We start from the raw sequence: 16,444 nt of genomic DNA, 5'->3' as shown, positions 1-16,444 counted from the left end.
TATGCAAAGATTCGCATTTTAAACGGTCTGTCCTATAGCAATTCTTCCGCATAATTTGGCGATTTTTCCCTCGGCCCTTCAACCATTTCCCATTTAAGTTGTTCAATAGGGCAATTCACCTAAAACTTAACTTATAATGAAAACATTTTTTAGATCTGTAGCTATGCTACTCGGATTGGGACTCTTGCCTGTAGCGGCACATGCCCAGAAAAAAGTAATCATCGAAGATGAAGAACCGAACTCCGTGATGTTTGTATCGACCGACAAAGCCGGAGACGAGATTATCCGGATCATGAACGAGACGCGTCTTCCACGTTTCCAGGAACCGAAGGCTCCGCGCTTCGTACTGACCGACCGGCAAGGAAAGTTCGCACTGGGTATCGGCGGATATGTACGGGCAACCGCCGAATATGACTTCGGGGGAATTGTGAAAGATGTAGACTTCTATCCGGCGCTGATTCCTAATAAAGGCTCTGCCGACCGTGCACGCAATCAGTTCCAGATGGATATCAGCACTTCGACTCTTTTCCTGAAACTGGTGGGACATACCAAACGTCTGGGTGACTTCGTGGTTTATACTGCTGCAAACTTCCGTGGAGACGGAAAGACTTTCGAGTTGCAGAATGCTTATGCTACCTTCCTCGGCTTTACTCTGGGATACAGCTATGGTAACTTTATGGACCTTGCCGCCCTGCCTCCTACCATCGACTTTGCAGGCCCTAACGGCTCGGCTTTCTATCGAACCACTCAATTGAGCTATATGTGTGACAAGCTGAAGAACTGGAAATTCGGCGTCGGTGTCGAAATGCCATCGGTAGACGGTACCACGAATCAGTATCTCACCATCAACACCCAGCGTATGCCCGACTTCACTGCCTCAGCACAGTATAACTGGAATGCCAACAGCCACCTGAAGTTAGCTGCCATCGTTCGCAGCATGACTTATTCAAGTTCCGTAGACAATAAGGCGCACTCAAAAGCCGGATACGGACTTCAAGCTTCTACTTCCTTCAACGTGACTCCGAAATGGCAAGTATACGGACAGGTGAATTACGGAAGGGGCATCGGACAATACCTAAACGACTTGAGCAACCTGAATGTGGATATTGTTCCTAACCCGGAAAAAGAAGGGCGCATGCAGACGCTCCCCATGTTGGGATGGTTCGCCGGATTGCAATACAACATCAGCAAAGATGTATTTGTATCGGGCACTTACAGTTTGTCACGCCTCTACTCGGAACACACGTATCCAAGCGACGTACCCGATATGTACCGGAAGGGCCAATATCTGGTAGCTAACCTGTTTTGGAACGTAACCAGCAACTTACAGGTAGGCGCCGAATATCTGAGAGGATGGCGTACGGACTTCAGTAGCAATACCCGTCATGCCAACCGCATGAACGCATTGGTACAATATTCGTTCTAACTTTTTATAAATCTCTCTGAACTCTAACGTAAAAAAAGTCCAAGGACGAACCCAGCCCCGTCTCTGTTATTACCCTACGGAGATGGGGCTAAAAATAAAATTTCACCACACAGGGATTATCATCTTCCACTCTTTTACTTAATGCCCGGCTGCAAGAAACGCATGCAAAGCTCAATGCTGCAAAGAAAAGAAAAAATGTGTCTCTCATATCGTTCGGGATTAGAACACAAAGATAATCTTAATATAGGAGGTTAAATGAAAAAGGACCGGATTATTTGAGTAATCCGATCCTTCTTGAGAGTTATATTAATAAAGATTAGTAGAAGCCTTGTATCAGAACTTATAGTCGAGACCGATACCGAATACTTTATTGGTACGAGTAAAGACATCCTTTCCGGAGATTCCTGTACCTCCATAATTAGGAGTCTCTTTGGTATATTTATCGTAATCAGTCCAGAAATAAGCAACGTTCAGTTTCAGGTTCTTCGCAATGTCGAATCCGGCACCAAAACCGTATGAATAAGAACTAACTGCAAAGCTCATATCGCTTTGGTAATTATCACCCACACCATATTTGGTACGTTGCATACCGACACTTACCTGGGCCCATTTACAAACATCCCATTCGATACCACCCAAATATTCGTTAGTACCTTGTTTGATGAAATGCTGTTTACCCATAGTCTGGCCGGTCACAGGATCTTTAGCATCGGCCATACGTGCACTGGTATCAAAGAAATGATGATAACCAACTGAAGCACGAAGTACCGGAAGAATTTCATAAGAAACACCTACTGTCAACAAAGCCGGAATATCGTGCGGAGTATTTACTCCATTCGCAAACAGCCCTGTATTATCTATACGAGTCTTGTTCTCTACATTCAGTTTGGTGTTGAACTCATATTTTACACCAATGTTCCACTTATTCATCTTAAAGTCCAAGCCCAAAATAGGAGTTACCCCCCAACCTGTCTGGTCGCAGTCCAACTCTTTATCAGCCGTCAATTCTGCAACACCGGTCGCTTTCTTTGCGATAGCATCATATTTTGCATAATTAACCATATCATTCGCTGCCAGATAAGCATCTGCAGCTGTTCTGGCTTGCTTGGCATAATCGCTGAAATATTTGTTCACATTTACCATTTCTCCTCCACCGATATTAGCTTCAATATTACGAATATGTCCTTCATATCCATTGCTTACGTAATTCATACGTACACCGGCAAATGCAGACAAGTAATCGGTGATTTTATAAGATGCTCCCAGTTGAAGACCAAAAATCATCTGCTTACCACGCATATAGCTGTCAACCGAGTATTTATTGGTACCTTCAAAGATATTAATCGGCAGAATGCCTCCGTCTACCATTTCTTTACCGGCAGCTACCATCATTCCGGGCACTACAGATACCAATGACTCGAATGAACCCAATCCCTCATTAAAGGTAGCCTTACCACCACCACCGGTTACTGCAAAATTCCCGGAGAATGCCCACTTATCCTTCTTATATACTGCAAATACACTGGGGATGAACGGAGCCGAAGCTTCACCTTTATATACTTTTGTAGTGTTTCCGCCAAAGCCTGCAAACGGAGCGAAAGTAGAAGTGATGGTTCTTGTCTGGAAAGCACTCTGTCCGTTGAGAGACAGGTGAAAACCATCTTCCATGAAAGCAACACCTGCCGGATTGGAATATACCGCGTCAATTTGTGTAGAAGCATCACGAGCCAACATTCTCAAAAACAATACGTGCTGATTAGTATTTGTCAGGAGACCTCCCGCAAAAGTTGAAGTTGAAACGATTAGCAACCCGATGCTAATCAAGAATAATTTTCTCATCTAAATCTTTTTTAAGTTATTTCGGGCGCAAAGGTACAATAATATTGCACATGACGAATATTTCTGTGCATCTAATTACGTTTTCACCAACAAATTAATTGAAAACACAAACTGTTTCGATTGAAACGAACAAGAAAGCATCACAAGAAAAGACACTCGGAAAGCCAAACATTACTCCATTGCTAAACGTTTTTATATTATAGAATATAAATAAGAAAACTATGGCATATACAATCGCATTTTTTGGTACCAAACCCTACGATGAAGCTTCTTTCAACGAAAAAAACAAAGAATTCGGATTCGAACTCCGATTTTTCAAAGGTCACTTGAACCGGCACAACGTGCTGCTGACCCAGGGAGTGGATGCTGTCTGCATTTTCGTGAACGACACAGCTGATGCTGAAGTAATAAAAACAATGGCCGCCAACGGGGTGAAATTACTCGCTCTTCGCTGTGCCGGATATAATAATGTAGACTTAAAAGCCGCTGCCGAAAACGGAGTAACCGTTGTCCGCGTCCCGGCCTATTCACCGTATGCCGTAGCCGAATATACGGTTGCCCTGATGCTTTCACTCAACCGGAAGATTCCGAGAGCTTCGTGGCGTACACGGGATGGGAACTTCTCTCTGCATGGACTGTTAGGTTTCGATATGCACGGAAAAACAGCAGGCATCATCGGTACGGGAAAGATTGCAAAGATACTGATACACATCCTCAAAGGATTCGGCATGAACATATTGGCCTATGACCTATATCCGGATTATAACTTTGCACGGGAGAACCAGATAGTATATACGACGCTCGATGAGTTATACCACAGCTCGGATATCATATCATTACACTGCCCGCTCACTGAACAGACAAAGTATCTGATCAATGACTACTCAATCAGCAAAATGAAAGACGGAGTAATGATCATCAATACCGGACGGGGACAATTGATCCACACCAATGCGCTGATAGAGGGATTGAAAAATAAGAAAATTGGTTCTGCAGGACTAGATGTATACGAGGAGGAGAGTGAATACTTCTACGAAGATAAATCGGACCGTATCATCGACGATGATGTATTGGCACGCTTGCTGTCATTCAACAATGTGATTGTAACTTCACACCAAGCTTTCTTCACCCGCGAAGCATTGGCAAATATAGCAGCAACGACTCTGGAGAATATACGGGATTTCAAGAATCTCAAACCTTTAGTAAATGAAGTAAAATTGGGGAATACTTAAAATCCTCAACAGCAATAGTGCCACCGCTTCCTGCGAAAGAAGCGGCAGACCTTATCAGGTTTGCCCGGACGGTAACGCAAAGTGTCCGGAGTGGCTATTCATTAATCAAGCACTAAAACAGTCAGTACTGTTTCCGAGTATTCACCGATATGACAGCCTCGGTCTTGAGTTCCATTCTCGTTACACCACATTCCTTTAATAACAAATCTCTGATTGTCGTCTACATCAACAACAGTTTGCAGTGTGATAGGAACGCGTTGTCCATCCATTCCACTATAATATACACCTCTGGTTTTGATTTCATCGTTTACAGATATAGCAAACCATCCTCCATCACCAGCTTTGTCACACCACGTATCCGGAACATTCAATGTTATTAATAGTTGATTTCCTCTTACGGCATCTAACGAAATCGGACTAAGTTGTTCGATGGGCTGAAAACAAGAATTCTTGTCATTCGCATAATAATGGCCTCTCGTTGTAAGAATAGAACCATTATTTCTTCTCTTGGATGAAAAATACAACTGACTCATAACTATTTCTTTTAATTAATTTCCTACTCTATTCTGGATTTTCGGTTCTTCCGTTCTATGTCAATACTCTATAATGCTCTCTAACAAAGGTTCCCCCTTCAGCGGAGCATAAATAGTTACTTTAGCAAAACCATACTTGGGCTCGCGGGTTACTGTTTTAGTCATACAGATGAAGCGGTAGTTATAGCCGCTTACCAGTTGTTTGGCAACCAGAAGTGGAGTGTAATCCACCCCTTTCAAAGTCATGCAGGTCTGGAACAATTCTTTGTCCTGATCCGTCAACGGTTCAAATTCTCCCCAGCCTCCTATTATTATATTCGCTTTCTCGGAAGTAACCACCGTATAAGGGAATACGTCTTCGTAAAGGACTCCCGTGACATCACGATAATAGGCAAACTGAATCTCTACCTGTCCCGGCTGCAAAAACTGGAAGGTAAAAGACTGTACAGACATTCCACCCAAGGTATCGGCATCTTCTGACAATTCCTCCACAAGGGCAACTCCACCAGTCAGGCGTACTAAAGCGTAACGATAACCAGTACCTGCATGTGAGGTACGTTTGATGGTGATTGTATCACCTACTTTGAATGCTTTCCTAATCATAACAATACGTGTTTTTTAAAAGATTAACTCTGTGAAATTTTCTAATAGCCTGATGCAGTGACCGGCCTTGCTGAGAATAATCTGCCGGGAGAAAACTCCCAGCAGATTTTGGGTACAGTACATCACCTAAACCAGATTCGTTGATGTGGTTCAAAGGTAAAGGGAAAGATTTACAGATCAAAATACCTGAAGTGGGTTATTCTCTCATTTTTTCACTCTTAGTCTCTCATTTTTTCACTTTCACTCAGTAATTTCCTTATTACTAACACGTTGTACTCCTACCTGAAAATCGGTAGGAGTCACCCCAAATTTACCGGAAAAGAGACGATAAAAAGATTGGGTAGACATTCCACACTCCTGGGCTATCGTGTCTACTGTATAATCGGGGTAATCTTTCAGCATCTTGGCAGCATACTCCAAACGAAGATTATTAATGTATTTTGAAAAACTCATTCCGGCATATTGCTTAAAAAGCGGCGCAAACTTATTCTTGGGAATGTAGATTGTCTTGATTAACTCCTCTCTCGAAAAGTCCGGCTGAAGATATAACTGCCGGTTAATGATTTCACGCTCCAGTTTGTCGAACAGCATTTTATCGTGTACCGCATTGTTATCTTCCGTCTCGGGTTCCGGATCGACAGGAACATCCGACTTTCCGGGCTCTTCTGCCTGCAATGCATTTCCATCTATATACGCCCGTACTTCCCGCTCTTTCTGTAACTGTTCTTTCAATAGATGGTTCTCCTCTTTTTTCCGGTAGAGTTCTTCTTTGTGAACCAGCAAATCCTCGATGGTTCCTACCATTGCCTTATTCTTACGGCGTATGGTACGGTTATGTCGGATGGTTCTCCATAAAAGTACCCCTAACAGAAAAACAATACAGACCACAAATATCAGCAAGGCATTCCTCATCCGCATATCAGCGGCTTGCTGCTGAATAAACATATCCTTTTCATTCGTTTCATAAACCGCTGCCAGTTCCAATGCAGCACTTTTCTGCTCTCTGGCCTTAATGCTATCACGCAACACAGCCAGCTGTTCAAAATATCTTGCAGCAGTCCGGTAATCACCTTTATCCCGATAGGCACGCCCGAGGGACTTCTTAATGGTGACCATATAATAATTTACCGTATCTTTCCGCGTGACATATACCTTTTCACGAGCGGAATTCATGCGGATCACCTGATCATACATCTTCCGATCGAACAGATAAGGCATAATCAGGTAGTCATCGCGATCGTATTCCTTACTTACTGACAAAAATAGCCGGTAATAGCGGTCAGCCTCTTCCGACCGCCCCAACCGGAAAAGAACCACAGCGTAATGGGCGTACATCGCCTTTTTTTCCTTTCCGCTCAATCCCTCCATCGGTATCTCACTGCCGGTCTCTTCCGTCACAATCCTTTCTAATGCAGCCAGTGTTTTCAGGGCCTCTTCACTACGCCTGTCCGACTCCTGGAATATCAGCAAAGTATTGTAATTATAGCGCAGGTTATCGTACTTATATGGGTAATCTGTTTTTCCATCATCGCTACCGCCTGCTCCATAAATTCATATCCCTTATCCTTATTACCCTGATAATAGAGCATCTTCCCCATATTAAACAGAGCAACGGACTGCATCGCTTTATCATCACACAACTCAGCTCTCTTCAAAAGCAAGTCCACATACTGTGCCTTTTTATTCTCATTGTGCAAACAGTCGTAACACGAAATCATACGGTGCACCTGTTCCATATAGTTTTTATCACTATTGAGCACCGAGTCACTTTCCAAAGCACGCTTATAGAATTTCAACGCCCAGTAGTATTGCCCTACATTGAAATACAAATCGCCTTCCACCACATCCAGCCGGAACGGAGGAAGCGACTTCTGTTTCCTCAACTGCTCCATGATCTGCTGCGCTTTTTCAAAGTCGGAGAATGTATACTTATATACGTTGTCATCTGTAATCAAACTGTCCGGTAAAGAAAACGTTCCGGCGCAAACAGACACCGGAGATATAAAACAATGAAGCAGTACTAACAGAATAACATACAATAACTTTCTCATATCTTCTTACTATTGGCAGATTTTGAAAGCACAAAAATAAGATAATAATATTTTCAACAAAATTTTCTCCGGCTCATATTTACCGAACGCATTCAAATCTCTTCTGTTTGCCGGATTTCAAAAGCCTGATTCTTTCACTTCTGGAACCGCCTCCTTCCCCTTGTTCCTAATAAAAAAGTGAACGCTTCAAACCATTTATACTTCCCAATTGTTTGGCTTATAGAATACATTTTAAAAGAAAGGATACATTATGAAAAAAGTAGTTCACCGCTCGGATACCCGCGGACGATCTTTATATGACTGGCTTGACAGCCACCACAGTTTCAGCTTTGATGAATATTATAATCCCGAACGCATCCACTTCGGCGCTTTACGGGTGCTGAATGACGATCGTGTTGCACCGGGAGAAGGTTTTCAGACCCACCCACATAAGAATATGGAAATCGTCTCCATCCCCCTAAAGGGATTTCTGGCACACGGAGACAGTAAGAAGAACAGCCGTACCATCACTGTTGGCGATATTCAGGTGATGAGTGCCGGGACAGGTATCTATCATAGTGAAATGAACGGCAGCAAGTCGGAACCTGTGGAATTTCTGCAAATATGGATCATGCCCAAAGAGCGAAACACCCACCCACTCTATCAGGACTACGACATCCGAGGATTGCTGAAAAAAAACGAACTGGCCCTGATTCTGTCACCGGATGGCAGTACACCAGCCAAACTGCTACAGGACACCTGGTTCTCGATGGGTGAAGCAGAAGCCGGAAAAACGCTTGAATACAAGATACATGGAACGGATACGGGAGTCTACGTTTTCCTCATCGAAGGAGAAATAAAAATAGACGATATCATCCTGACCCGCCGCGACGGATTGGGAATCTCTGAAACCAAAAGCTTTGAGATAGAAACCCTGAAAGACTCCAAGATATTACTGATAGAAGTACCGATGTAAATTTAAAGTAATTGCTTATGTCAACCGATCATACGTCCACACATCCTGATTCCCCTCTTCACGGAAGAGGGGTCGGGAGTGAGACTATCAACCTCGCTGCCATCCGGCAGGAGTACACTAAAGGCGGGCTGAAGGAAGGAGATCTTCCCGACAACCCGCTTTCTCTTTTCAACCGATGGCTGCACGAAGCTATCGATGCACAGGTAGAAGAGCCTACAGCCATGCTGGTAGGTACCGTATCCCCCGAAGGGCGACCATCGACCCGTACCGTATTGCTGAAAGATTTGCATGACGGAAAATTTATCTTTTATACCAATTATGAAAGCCGTAAAGGCAGTCATCTGGCAAAGAATCCGTATATTTCCCTCTCTTTCGTCTGGCACGCGCTGGAAAGACAGGTACACATTGAAGGTATTTCCTCAAAAGTCCCTGCCGGTGAATCCGATGCCTACTTCCGCCAACGCCCCTACAAAAGTCGCATCGGAGCACGCATCTCTCCTCAAAGCCGTCCGTTGAAAAGCCGGATGCAATTGATTCGCAGCTTCGTTGCAGAAGCTGCCCGATGGGTAGGCAGAGAAGTGGAACGTCCGGTACACTGGGGAGGCTATGCCGTCATCCCTGAACGAATCGAGTTCTGGCAGGGTAGAGCCAACCGACTGCACGACCGCTTTCTTTACACCCTCCAAGCGGACGGAAGCTGGCGGAAAGAGAGGCTTGCCCCTTGATATTTCCGGTTATTGTGCTTGCGCAACCAACAAATAATACGTAATATTGCATTCATAAAATACATCCGCTTATGATTCTGGATTATATATACCACAGCGGGTTTGCCATCGAAGCAGAAGGTGTAACCCTTATCATTGATTATTACAAGGACTCTTCGGAAACGGAACGAAATAAAGGTATCGTACACGACCGTCTGCTCCAACGACCCGGCAAGCTGTATGTACTTGCCTCACATTTTCATCCCGACCATTTTAACCGGGAAATACTGACCTGGAAAGAGCAACGTCCCGACATCATCTATATCTTCTCAAAAGATATCCTGAAGCATCATCGGGCACAAAGTGAAGATGCGATCTATATTAATAAAGGTGAGGAGTACGAAGATGATACACTGCGCATTCAGGCTTTCGGTTCTACGGACGTAGGCATCTCCTTCCTGATTCATCTGCAAGGGAAAAGTATCTTCCATGCCGGTGACCTCAACAATTGGCATTGGAGCGAAGAGTCTACCGAACAAGAGATACGCAAAGCCGAAGGCGACTTTCTGGCAGAAGTAAAATTTCTCCGGGAATCTGCTCCGGCCGTCGATCTGGTAATGTTCCCCGTCGACCGCCGAATGGGAAAAGATTATATGAAAGGCGCCCAACAATTCATCGAACGAATAAAAACTACTATATTTGTACCCATGCATTTCAGCGAAGACTACGAAGGAGGTAATGCTTTCCGGTCTATAGCCGAAGCCGGTGGATGCCGTTTTATCACCATCACCCACCGGGGCGAAAGCTTTGAGATATAACTAAATAAAACATACGATTATGAACAAACTGACACATTTTTTTCTCGTGTTATTTATGATTTGCCTGCCTGCAACCCTTTGGGCAGACAATGACAAAGATGATGATGACAGCAGATATCTTGCAGGCGCCGTGCCCGAAGTTGACGGACGGGTAGTTTTCAGCCGCGAATTCAGCATTCCCGGTATGTCACAAGACGAAATCTATGAACGGATGCTGAAGTGGCTCAACGGACGCATGGAGCAGAATAAAAACAATAGCCGCGTGGTATATAAAGAAAAAGGCGTCATCGCCGCAGCCGGCGAAGAATGGCTGGTATTCAGTTCTACCGCTCTTTCTTTGGACCGTACTTGGCTGACCTATCAAATCACCGTTAACTGCCAGCCGCAGAAGTGCACAATGGAAATAGAAAAAATCCGCTACACTTATCGTGAAAAAGAAAAATATACAGCCGAAGAATGGATCACCGATAAATACGCATTGAATAAAGCCAAAACCAAACTGGTACGTGGTCTTGCCAAATGGCGCAGGAAGACGGTAGACTTTGCCGATAACCTTTTTGAAGAGGCGGCAAAAGCACTGAGCCAAAAACCTCAGGAAGCCGCAGCAGCAGAAGCCGCTCCGAAAAAGCCGGCAGTAGTGACCGCTCCGAAAGTTGTGGTAATCGGTGGTGAAAAAGAAACTGAAAAGGTAGAAAAAGCAGCTACGGTTACCCCCGCAATCCCTGTTACCGCTCCAAGCACAATGCCGGGCTATAAAGAGGTAGCTCCCGATCAAGTTCCTGCCAACGCCATCCAGATGGGTGCAGGCCGACTGGTGATCGCTATCGGCTCCGATCCTTTCAACATGACCATGATGACAGCTAACGCCGGAGGATCCATAGGAAAAATTTCCGGAAGCCCTGTTGTATTCAGCATCCTCTCGCCCGACCAGCCTTACGAGCAACTGGAGAAAGCAGAGACATATAGCATACGTTTCTATCCTACAGGACAAAGCGAGCCGTCTGTCATACTGGAATGTCAGAAGCTGCCTGCCCCGACACCAATGGAAGGACAGCCCAGAACTTATGCAGGTAAAATAACAAAAGCATTTATGAAATAAATCAGCCACCACAGATTACACGGATAAACACAGATTGAATTTTAATTAGATTATTAATATAAACAATCTGCTCTAATCAGTATAATCTGTGGTGCAACTTTATAAGTTCTATTTTAACCTAAAACAAAATAAACTTAGCAACAATGGAAATAAAAAGTAGATTTGACCACTTTAACATTAATGTGACTGATCTGGAACGCAGCATTGCTTTCTACGAAAAAGCACTGGGATTGAAAGAACATCACCGGAAAGAAGCCGTCGACGGCTCCTTTATCCTGGTATATCTCACAGATAGCACCACCGGATTCTTATTGGAACTCACTTGGCTGAGAGACCATACCGAAGCATATGAATTGGGAGAGAACGAAAGCCATCTCTGCTTCCGTGTAACGGGAGATTATGATGCCATACGCCAATATCACAAAGAAATGAACTGCGTATGCTTTGAGAATACTGCCATGGGACTGTATTTTATCAACGATCCGGATGATTACTGGATCGAAATATTGCCGGAGCGGTTCTAAAACGATAAACGACGCATGTTTCTAAACAATGAACGATAAACAGGCTGCACATTAATATTGCAAACAGTTTATCGTTCATCGTTATTTACCGTTTATGTCTATTCGCCCGCTTTCTCCGGATTTCAGCTTTCATCTTGGCTGCCCCGGAACCATGGGTTCCCTTTATATAAGTTGTTTTCTTCGCTTTTGTTTTCACTTTATTTTCATCTTTTTTCGGACCTTCTTTCTTTCCTTTAAAGACAATCCCACCCATAATTGCATCTTCTAAACTCATAATCTTTCCTTTCTTATTCTATATTTTCCGTGGACAAAGATACTCTTTTTCTGTGAATTCCCTATCTTTGCCCGCTGTAACAACTAAAAACCAATCAATGGATACATTCCTGCTCCCGGCAGAAAAAGACCCGATGGGTGCCGCCATAACCGATTATTATCACAATCACAAGGCAGACAGACTGCGTGTATTTTCTTCTCAGTTCGATGAAGACGAAATACCCGTCAAACAACTTTTCCGCGAAGCCGGACAGATGCCCCTGCTCGAACGCACAGCTCTTCAAATGGCTACCGGAAGAATACTCGACGTAGGCGCCGGAAGTGGCTGCCACGCCCTTGCGCTTCAGAAAGCCGGCAAAGACGTTTCTGCCATCGACATCTCTCCTCTGGCCGTCGAAGTAATGAAACAACGGGGAATAAAAGATGCCCGCCAGATTAATCTGTTCGACGAACACTTTGCCGATACTTTCGATACCATACTGATGTTGATGAACGGTTCCGGTATCATCGGACGCTTGGAAAATATGCCTGTCTTCTTCCGTAAGATGAAACAAATACTCCGCCCGAATGGTTGCATCCTGATGGATTCAAGTGACCTCCGCTATCTGTTCGAAGATGAAGACGGAAGTTTCCTGATCGACCTGGCCGGAGATTATTATGGAGAAATCGACTTCCGCATGCAGTACAAAGACATTCAAGGTGATTCTTTCGACTGGCTGTATATCGACTTCCAGACCCTCAGTGCCTATGCTGCAGACAATGGCTTCAAGGCCGAAATGATAAAAGAAGGCAAACATTATGACTACCTGGCCAAACTGACTGTTGTCCCGTGACCGGGCAGGCATGAAAACTCCCGATAACCGGTCCTCCTAAAAGACTAAAACGGAAACAATAACGGCAACACGAACACCATCACCACGCCCATAATGATCTGCAACGGAAGACCAACTTTTACATAATCCATAAATGTATAGCGTCCTGCCGGCATCACCAGTGCATTAGGCGGCGTGGAGAAAGGTGAAGCAAAACACATACTCGCCGCCACCGTCACGGCAAACAAAAACGGATAGGGACTCAGTCCCAACTGTACGGCAGAGTGAAGCGCAATAGGAGCAAGCAGCACCGCAGTAGCCGTATTGCTGATAAACATCGTCATCAGCGAAGTAGTGAAATAGATGCCTGCCAACAAAGCAAAAGGCCCGTAAGTACCCAGACCGTTCACCAATGATTGCGACACCACTTCCGAGGCCCCGGTTTTCTCCAATGCCAATGACATGGGCAACATTCCCGCTATCAATACAATACTCTCCCAGTTAATTGTTTTATAAGCTTCTTCCACATTGCGGAAACATCCGGTCAGCACCATCAGCAGAGCCGCGACAATTACTGCCGTCACAGGGGCCACCGGAATAAAGTCGAACATCATGGTTACAATCATCCCCAACATGATCAGTGCCGCTACCGGTGCTTTATGGTTCAAGGTCACTTTAGCTGCTTCAGCCAATGGTTGCCCCAGAACGACCCATTGCGACTGGTCTTCACCAAGCCTGGCAATGTTTGCCCAACTTCCCTGTACCAGCAAGACATCTCCCGAATGCATTTTTTCATCCTTCAGGTTCTTCAACAAGTAGTCACGCTTGCGCTGAATTCCCAATATATTAATGCTGTAATTCTCCCTGAATCCGGAAGCTTTTACCGGTTTGTTTATCAAATTGGCAGTAGGCAGCAACAAGATTTCGGCAATGCCTATCTCCTGAAAATCGAAACCTTCATCCGTATTATGCAAATTACCTTCCGTCTTATGTGTATCCAATAAAGCCAGATGGTTCTCACCGACAAAACGTTTCACATTCTCAAACTCCCCTAATACATAAAGAATATCTTCTGCTTCAATCAGGGTTCCCGCTTCTGCCATCTCCTGCTTTTTTGTCTTAAAAAAGTGTCGGGATGAAACCGATCGGCGACGCACTTCCAGAATTGTCACATGATACCTCTGCGGAATCCCTAACTCCTGTATTGTTTTACCGACAATTCCTGAAGATTCTTCGACCTCCACCCTATATAGGTTCTGCGATAACTGATATTCCCCCGCCAATTCCTGAAGCGACTTATTCTTATGCTTTCCCCGCGTTTCTTTATCTGTTTTCTTCGTCAGGAATATCTTGCTCAGCGGGATCAGCACAATCAGACCGACAGTAACACATACCAGTCCCACGGGAGTGAAGGTAAAGAAAGAGAGCCGTTCATATCCGGCTTCAATCAAGGCATTCTGTATCACAAGGTTAGGCGGAGTACCAATCAACGTCATCATACCACCCATACTGCTGGCAAAAGCAAGAGGCATCAGCAGACGGCTTACATTGATATTGGCACTCATGGCCATGCTGACCACAATAGGCAGCATCAACGCCACCGTTCCCGTATTACTGACAAAAGCACCAATAGCCGCTGTCACCAATATGATCAGTACAAAGAGTTTCAACTCGCTTGTTCCCGCAAACTTCAGGATACGACTACTGATCATCTTTGCCAGCCCCGTTTGGAAAATAGCTCCGCCCACCACAAACAGAACGATCATCATGATAACAACAGAATTGGAAAAGCCCGAAAGCGCTTCCTCCGGAGTAAGGATATCGAAAAGTATTAATAATACCAGCGCACACAATGCCACTAAGTCAGAACGTACCTTTCCACTCATGAAAAAGGCAGCCGACAGTACGAGAATAATAATCGTTATAGCCATAAAATAAAAAGATGGGGTGATTCCATGTTAAAAACAAAAAATCCCCCCTGCTTGTTCAACTTATTTCTTCAGCATTTCATCAATTTGATTTACCAGTGAAGTAAATTCCTCTTCGTTATACAAACGAGTCAGCTTCACAATCTTGCCTTCCCGGTCTATCAGTACATTGCGGGTGATACCCGATTCACGCAATGCATATTTTGCAAATATATCCGCTCCCGGATCCAATCCCAACGGGTAAGTCACCCCTACCGACTTACCAAATGCAATCACTTTGTCAAGAGGTTCGTCACGATCAATACCGATCAAGGCAAACTCCGGATTGCTTTGATGTTTCAGCCAGATATCTTTCTCTATAAAAGGCATCTCTTTACGACATACTCCGCACCAACTGGCCGTGAATTGCAACATCACCACTTTGCCACGAAGTGCAGAAAGCTCTATCTGCTTTCCGTCTGTCAGAGTAATAGTAAAATCGGGGGCCATCTCTCCTACTCTCACAATATATCCTGTGCTGTCTGCCGCAACACTATCCGTTTTCACCACTACACTATCCGCAACAACGGTTGCTTTATCCGCTTTTCCCTGTCCGGAACATGCTGCCATACCCCAAAGAAGCAATGACAGACCACATACATAAAAAAAGTTCTTCTTCATACTTTTCTATAATTAATTGATTTGCAAAAGTAAACAAAGAATCCGATTTATCAAACACTATTTTTATGAAGCATTTTTTGCCAAAGTATTTGCAAGTTTAAAAGTTTTTCCTACCTTTGCACCCGCAAAACAGAAATGATGCCTCTTTAGCTCAGTTGGCCAGAGCACGTGATTTGTAATCTCGGGGTCGTTGGTTCGAATCCGACAAGAGGCTCAATAAAAGAGAAAGGATCAGCAATTGCTGATCCTTTCTCTTTTATTGAATTAATTTCTTTCCGGAACTTACTCCCGAGCTACTCCTCCTTCTTCTTTCTCACGTAATAAGGTACAAAAACAAAAAGAAGAATTTTCCCCACTTTCTTTAAAAACGTATCTAACGAATGATGCTCCAAAATGTCAGAAATATAATTTTAAAATATTCCTTCACCGAACGATTACATATATATTTCATATTATACCGTATTTTATCGGGCATAATCTGTTCTATATATGCCTTGTCGGGATCCGAAGCCTTTCCAAGAATCGTATTTTCATCCACATATTCAATAGAAGCATAATCCGTAATTCCCGGACGTACGCTCAATACCTTTTTCTGGTCATCAGTATACAAATCCACATACTTACGAACCTCAGGCCGTGGTCCCACCAGACTCATATCACCTTTCAGTACATTGAACAACTGGGGTAATTCATCTAATTTATACTTCCGGATAAAATACCCGGTACGGGTTATTCTGGGATCTCTCCCCCCCACCGTTATCAGTCCCTTCTTATCAGCCCCCACACGCATTGAACGGAATTTATAGACATAAAAGTCCCGCCCGTATTGTCCCACACGAAGTTGTTTATAGAAACCGCCTCCTTTACTTTCAAGGCAGATGGCTATATAAAGAAAGAGAAAAACGGGAGAAAGCAGAAGAATTCCCAAAAGGGAAAAAACAATATCAAAAAAACGAATCAAGAAGCTTATCTGTTTAGTGTTTGTAA

15 protein-coding genes, 1 tRNA gene and 1 pseudogene are annotated in these 16,444 nt (G+C 44.1%); 9 read left to right on the top strand and 8 right to left on the bottom strand.

All coding sequences use genetic code 11. The features are described 5' to 3' along the window. The first annotated feature begins 136 nt into the window (after nucleotides 1–136). Entirely contained in the window at nucleotides 137–1,426 is a 1,290-nt protein-coding gene (locus FDF36_RS09795) for a DcaP family trimeric outer membrane transporter (protein ID WP_005776129.1), read from the top strand. Nucleotides 1,427–1,759: 333 nt separating this feature from the next. Here FDF36_RS09795 and FDF36_RS09790 read toward each other — a convergent pair whose 3' ends face one another. Continuing rightward, nucleotides 1,760–3,265 carry an OmpP1/FadL family transporter gene (locus FDF36_RS09790; protein ID WP_195317097.1) on the bottom strand — a complete coding sequence of 502 codons (1,506 nt, stop codon included), beginning with the start codon at nucleotides 3,263–3,265 and terminating at the stop codon, nucleotides 1,760–1,762. Between the two features lie 221 nt (nucleotides 3,266–3,486). Here FDF36_RS09790 and FDF36_RS09785 point away from each other — a divergent pair, with 221 nt between their 5' ends. Continuing rightward, complete coding sequence (locus tag FDF36_RS09785; RefSeq protein WP_032543272.1) at nucleotides 3,487–4,497, top strand: 2-hydroxyacid dehydrogenase; 1,011 nt, start codon at nucleotides 3,487–3,489, stop codon at nucleotides 4,495–4,497. A 101-nt stretch (nucleotides 4,498–4,598) separates the two neighbouring features. Here FDF36_RS09785 and FDF36_RS09780 read toward each other — a convergent pair whose 3' ends face one another. The 3 genes and pseudogenes from FDF36_RS09780 to FDF36_RS09770 form a co-directional block, all read right to left on the bottom strand. Further along, the gene (locus tag FDF36_RS09780) at nucleotides 4,599–5,030 is read right to left on the bottom strand and encodes a hypothetical protein (RefSeq protein ID WP_032543273.1); all 432 of its coding nucleotides are present in this window, start codon (nucleotides 5,028–5,030) and stop codon (nucleotides 4,599–4,601) included. A gap of 60 nt (nucleotides 5,031–5,090) precedes the next feature. Beyond that, entirely contained in the window at nucleotides 5,091–5,633 is a 543-nt protein-coding gene (locus tag FDF36_RS09775) for a protease inhibitor I42 family protein (protein ID WP_032543274.1), read from the bottom strand. A 240-nt stretch (nucleotides 5,634–5,873) separates the two neighbouring features. Continuing rightward, nucleotides 5,874–7,684 (bottom strand): annotated as a pseudogene (locus FDF36_RS09770) (helix-turn-helix domain-containing protein). 250 nt (nucleotides 7,685–7,934) lie between these two features. Between FDF36_RS09770 and FDF36_RS09765 the strand changes: the two are divergent. The 5 genes from FDF36_RS09765 to FDF36_RS09745 all read left to right on the top strand — a co-directional run bounded on the left by FDF36_RS09765 (nucleotide 7,935) and on the right by FDF36_RS09745 (nucleotide 11,784). Then, nucleotides 7,935–8,639, top strand: a complete 705-nt coding sequence (locus tag FDF36_RS09765) for a pirin family protein (RefSeq protein WP_032530180.1) — start codon at nucleotides 7,935–7,937, stop codon at nucleotides 8,637–8,639. Nucleotides 8,640–8,656: 17 nt separating this feature from the next. Further along, a complete protein-coding gene (pdxH, locus tag FDF36_RS09760; RefSeq protein ID WP_220391209.1) occupies nucleotides 8,657–9,364 on the top strand; it encodes a pyridoxamine 5'-phosphate oxidase in 708 nt (235 codons plus the stop codon). 71 nt (nucleotides 9,365–9,435) lie between these two features. Next, nucleotides 9,436–10,161, top strand: a complete 726-nt coding sequence (locus FDF36_RS09755; protein ID WP_005776118.1) for an MBL fold metallo-hydrolase — start codon at nucleotides 9,436–9,438, stop codon at nucleotides 10,159–10,161. A 19-nt stretch (nucleotides 10,162–10,180) separates the two neighbouring features. Further along, nucleotides 10,181–11,260, top strand: a complete 1,080-nt coding sequence (locus FDF36_RS09750; RefSeq protein WP_220391208.1) for a DUF4468 domain-containing protein — start codon at nucleotides 10,181–10,183, stop codon at nucleotides 11,258–11,260. Between the two features lie 143 nt (nucleotides 11,261–11,403). Further along, nucleotides 11,404–11,784, top strand: a complete 381-nt coding sequence (locus FDF36_RS09745) for a VOC family protein (protein WP_220391207.1) — start codon at nucleotides 11,404–11,406, stop codon at nucleotides 11,782–11,784. An 85-nt stretch (nucleotides 11,785–11,869) separates the two neighbouring features. Here the strand turns inward: FDF36_RS09745 and FDF36_RS09740 are convergent, their stop codons facing one another. Beyond that, nucleotides 11,870–12,058: a hypothetical protein gene (locus tag FDF36_RS09740; RefSeq protein WP_005776115.1), complete on the bottom strand. Its 189-nt coding sequence runs from the start codon at nucleotides 12,056–12,058 to the stop codon at nucleotides 11,870–11,872. A gap of 97 nt (nucleotides 12,059–12,155) precedes the next feature. Here FDF36_RS09740 and FDF36_RS09735 point away from each other — a divergent pair, with 97 nt between their 5' ends. Next, nucleotides 12,156–12,890, top strand: coding sequence for a class I SAM-dependent methyltransferase (locus FDF36_RS09735; RefSeq protein WP_220391206.1), 735 nt, complete (start codon nucleotides 12,156–12,158; stop codon nucleotides 12,888–12,890). A 44-nt stretch (nucleotides 12,891–12,934) separates the two neighbouring features. Here the strand turns inward: FDF36_RS09735 and FDF36_RS09730 are convergent, their stop codons facing one another. After that, nucleotides 12,935–14,800: an SLC13 family permease gene (locus tag FDF36_RS09730; protein ID WP_220391205.1), complete on the bottom strand. Its 1,866-nt coding sequence runs from the start codon at nucleotides 14,798–14,800 to the stop codon at nucleotides 12,935–12,937. A 60-nt stretch (nucleotides 14,801–14,860) separates the two neighbouring features. After that, the gene (locus tag FDF36_RS09725; RefSeq protein WP_005776111.1) at nucleotides 14,861–15,457 is read right to left on the bottom strand and encodes a TlpA family protein disulfide reductase; all 597 of its coding nucleotides are present in this window, start codon (nucleotides 15,455–15,457) and stop codon (nucleotides 14,861–14,863) included. Nucleotides 15,458–15,597: 140 nt separating this feature from the next. On the opposite strand from FDF36_RS09725, the gene FDF36_RS09720 reads away from it, so the two are divergent. Further along, nucleotides 15,598–15,671: transfer RNA gene (locus tag FDF36_RS09720), tRNA-Thr, on the top strand. A gap of 159 nt (nucleotides 15,672–15,830) precedes the next feature. On the opposite strand, the gene FDF36_RS09715 is transcribed toward FDF36_RS09720, so the two are convergent. Then, on the bottom strand, nucleotides 15,831–16,418 hold the full coding sequence (locus tag FDF36_RS09715; protein ID WP_005776110.1) for a sugar transferase: 588 nt from the start codon (nucleotides 16,416–16,418) through the stop codon (nucleotides 15,831–15,833). Between the last annotated feature and the right edge of the window lie 26 nt (nucleotides 16,419–16,444).

This window comes from Bacteroides fragilis (assembly GCF_019583405.1).
In the GTDB taxonomy this organism is placed as follows: domain Bacteria; phylum Bacteroidota; class Bacteroidia; order Bacteroidales; family Bacteroidaceae; genus Bacteroides; species Bacteroides fragilis_B.
The sequence above is the reverse complement of the archived record's forward strand: the minus strand, read 5'-3'. Positions and strand labels throughout refer to the sequence as shown.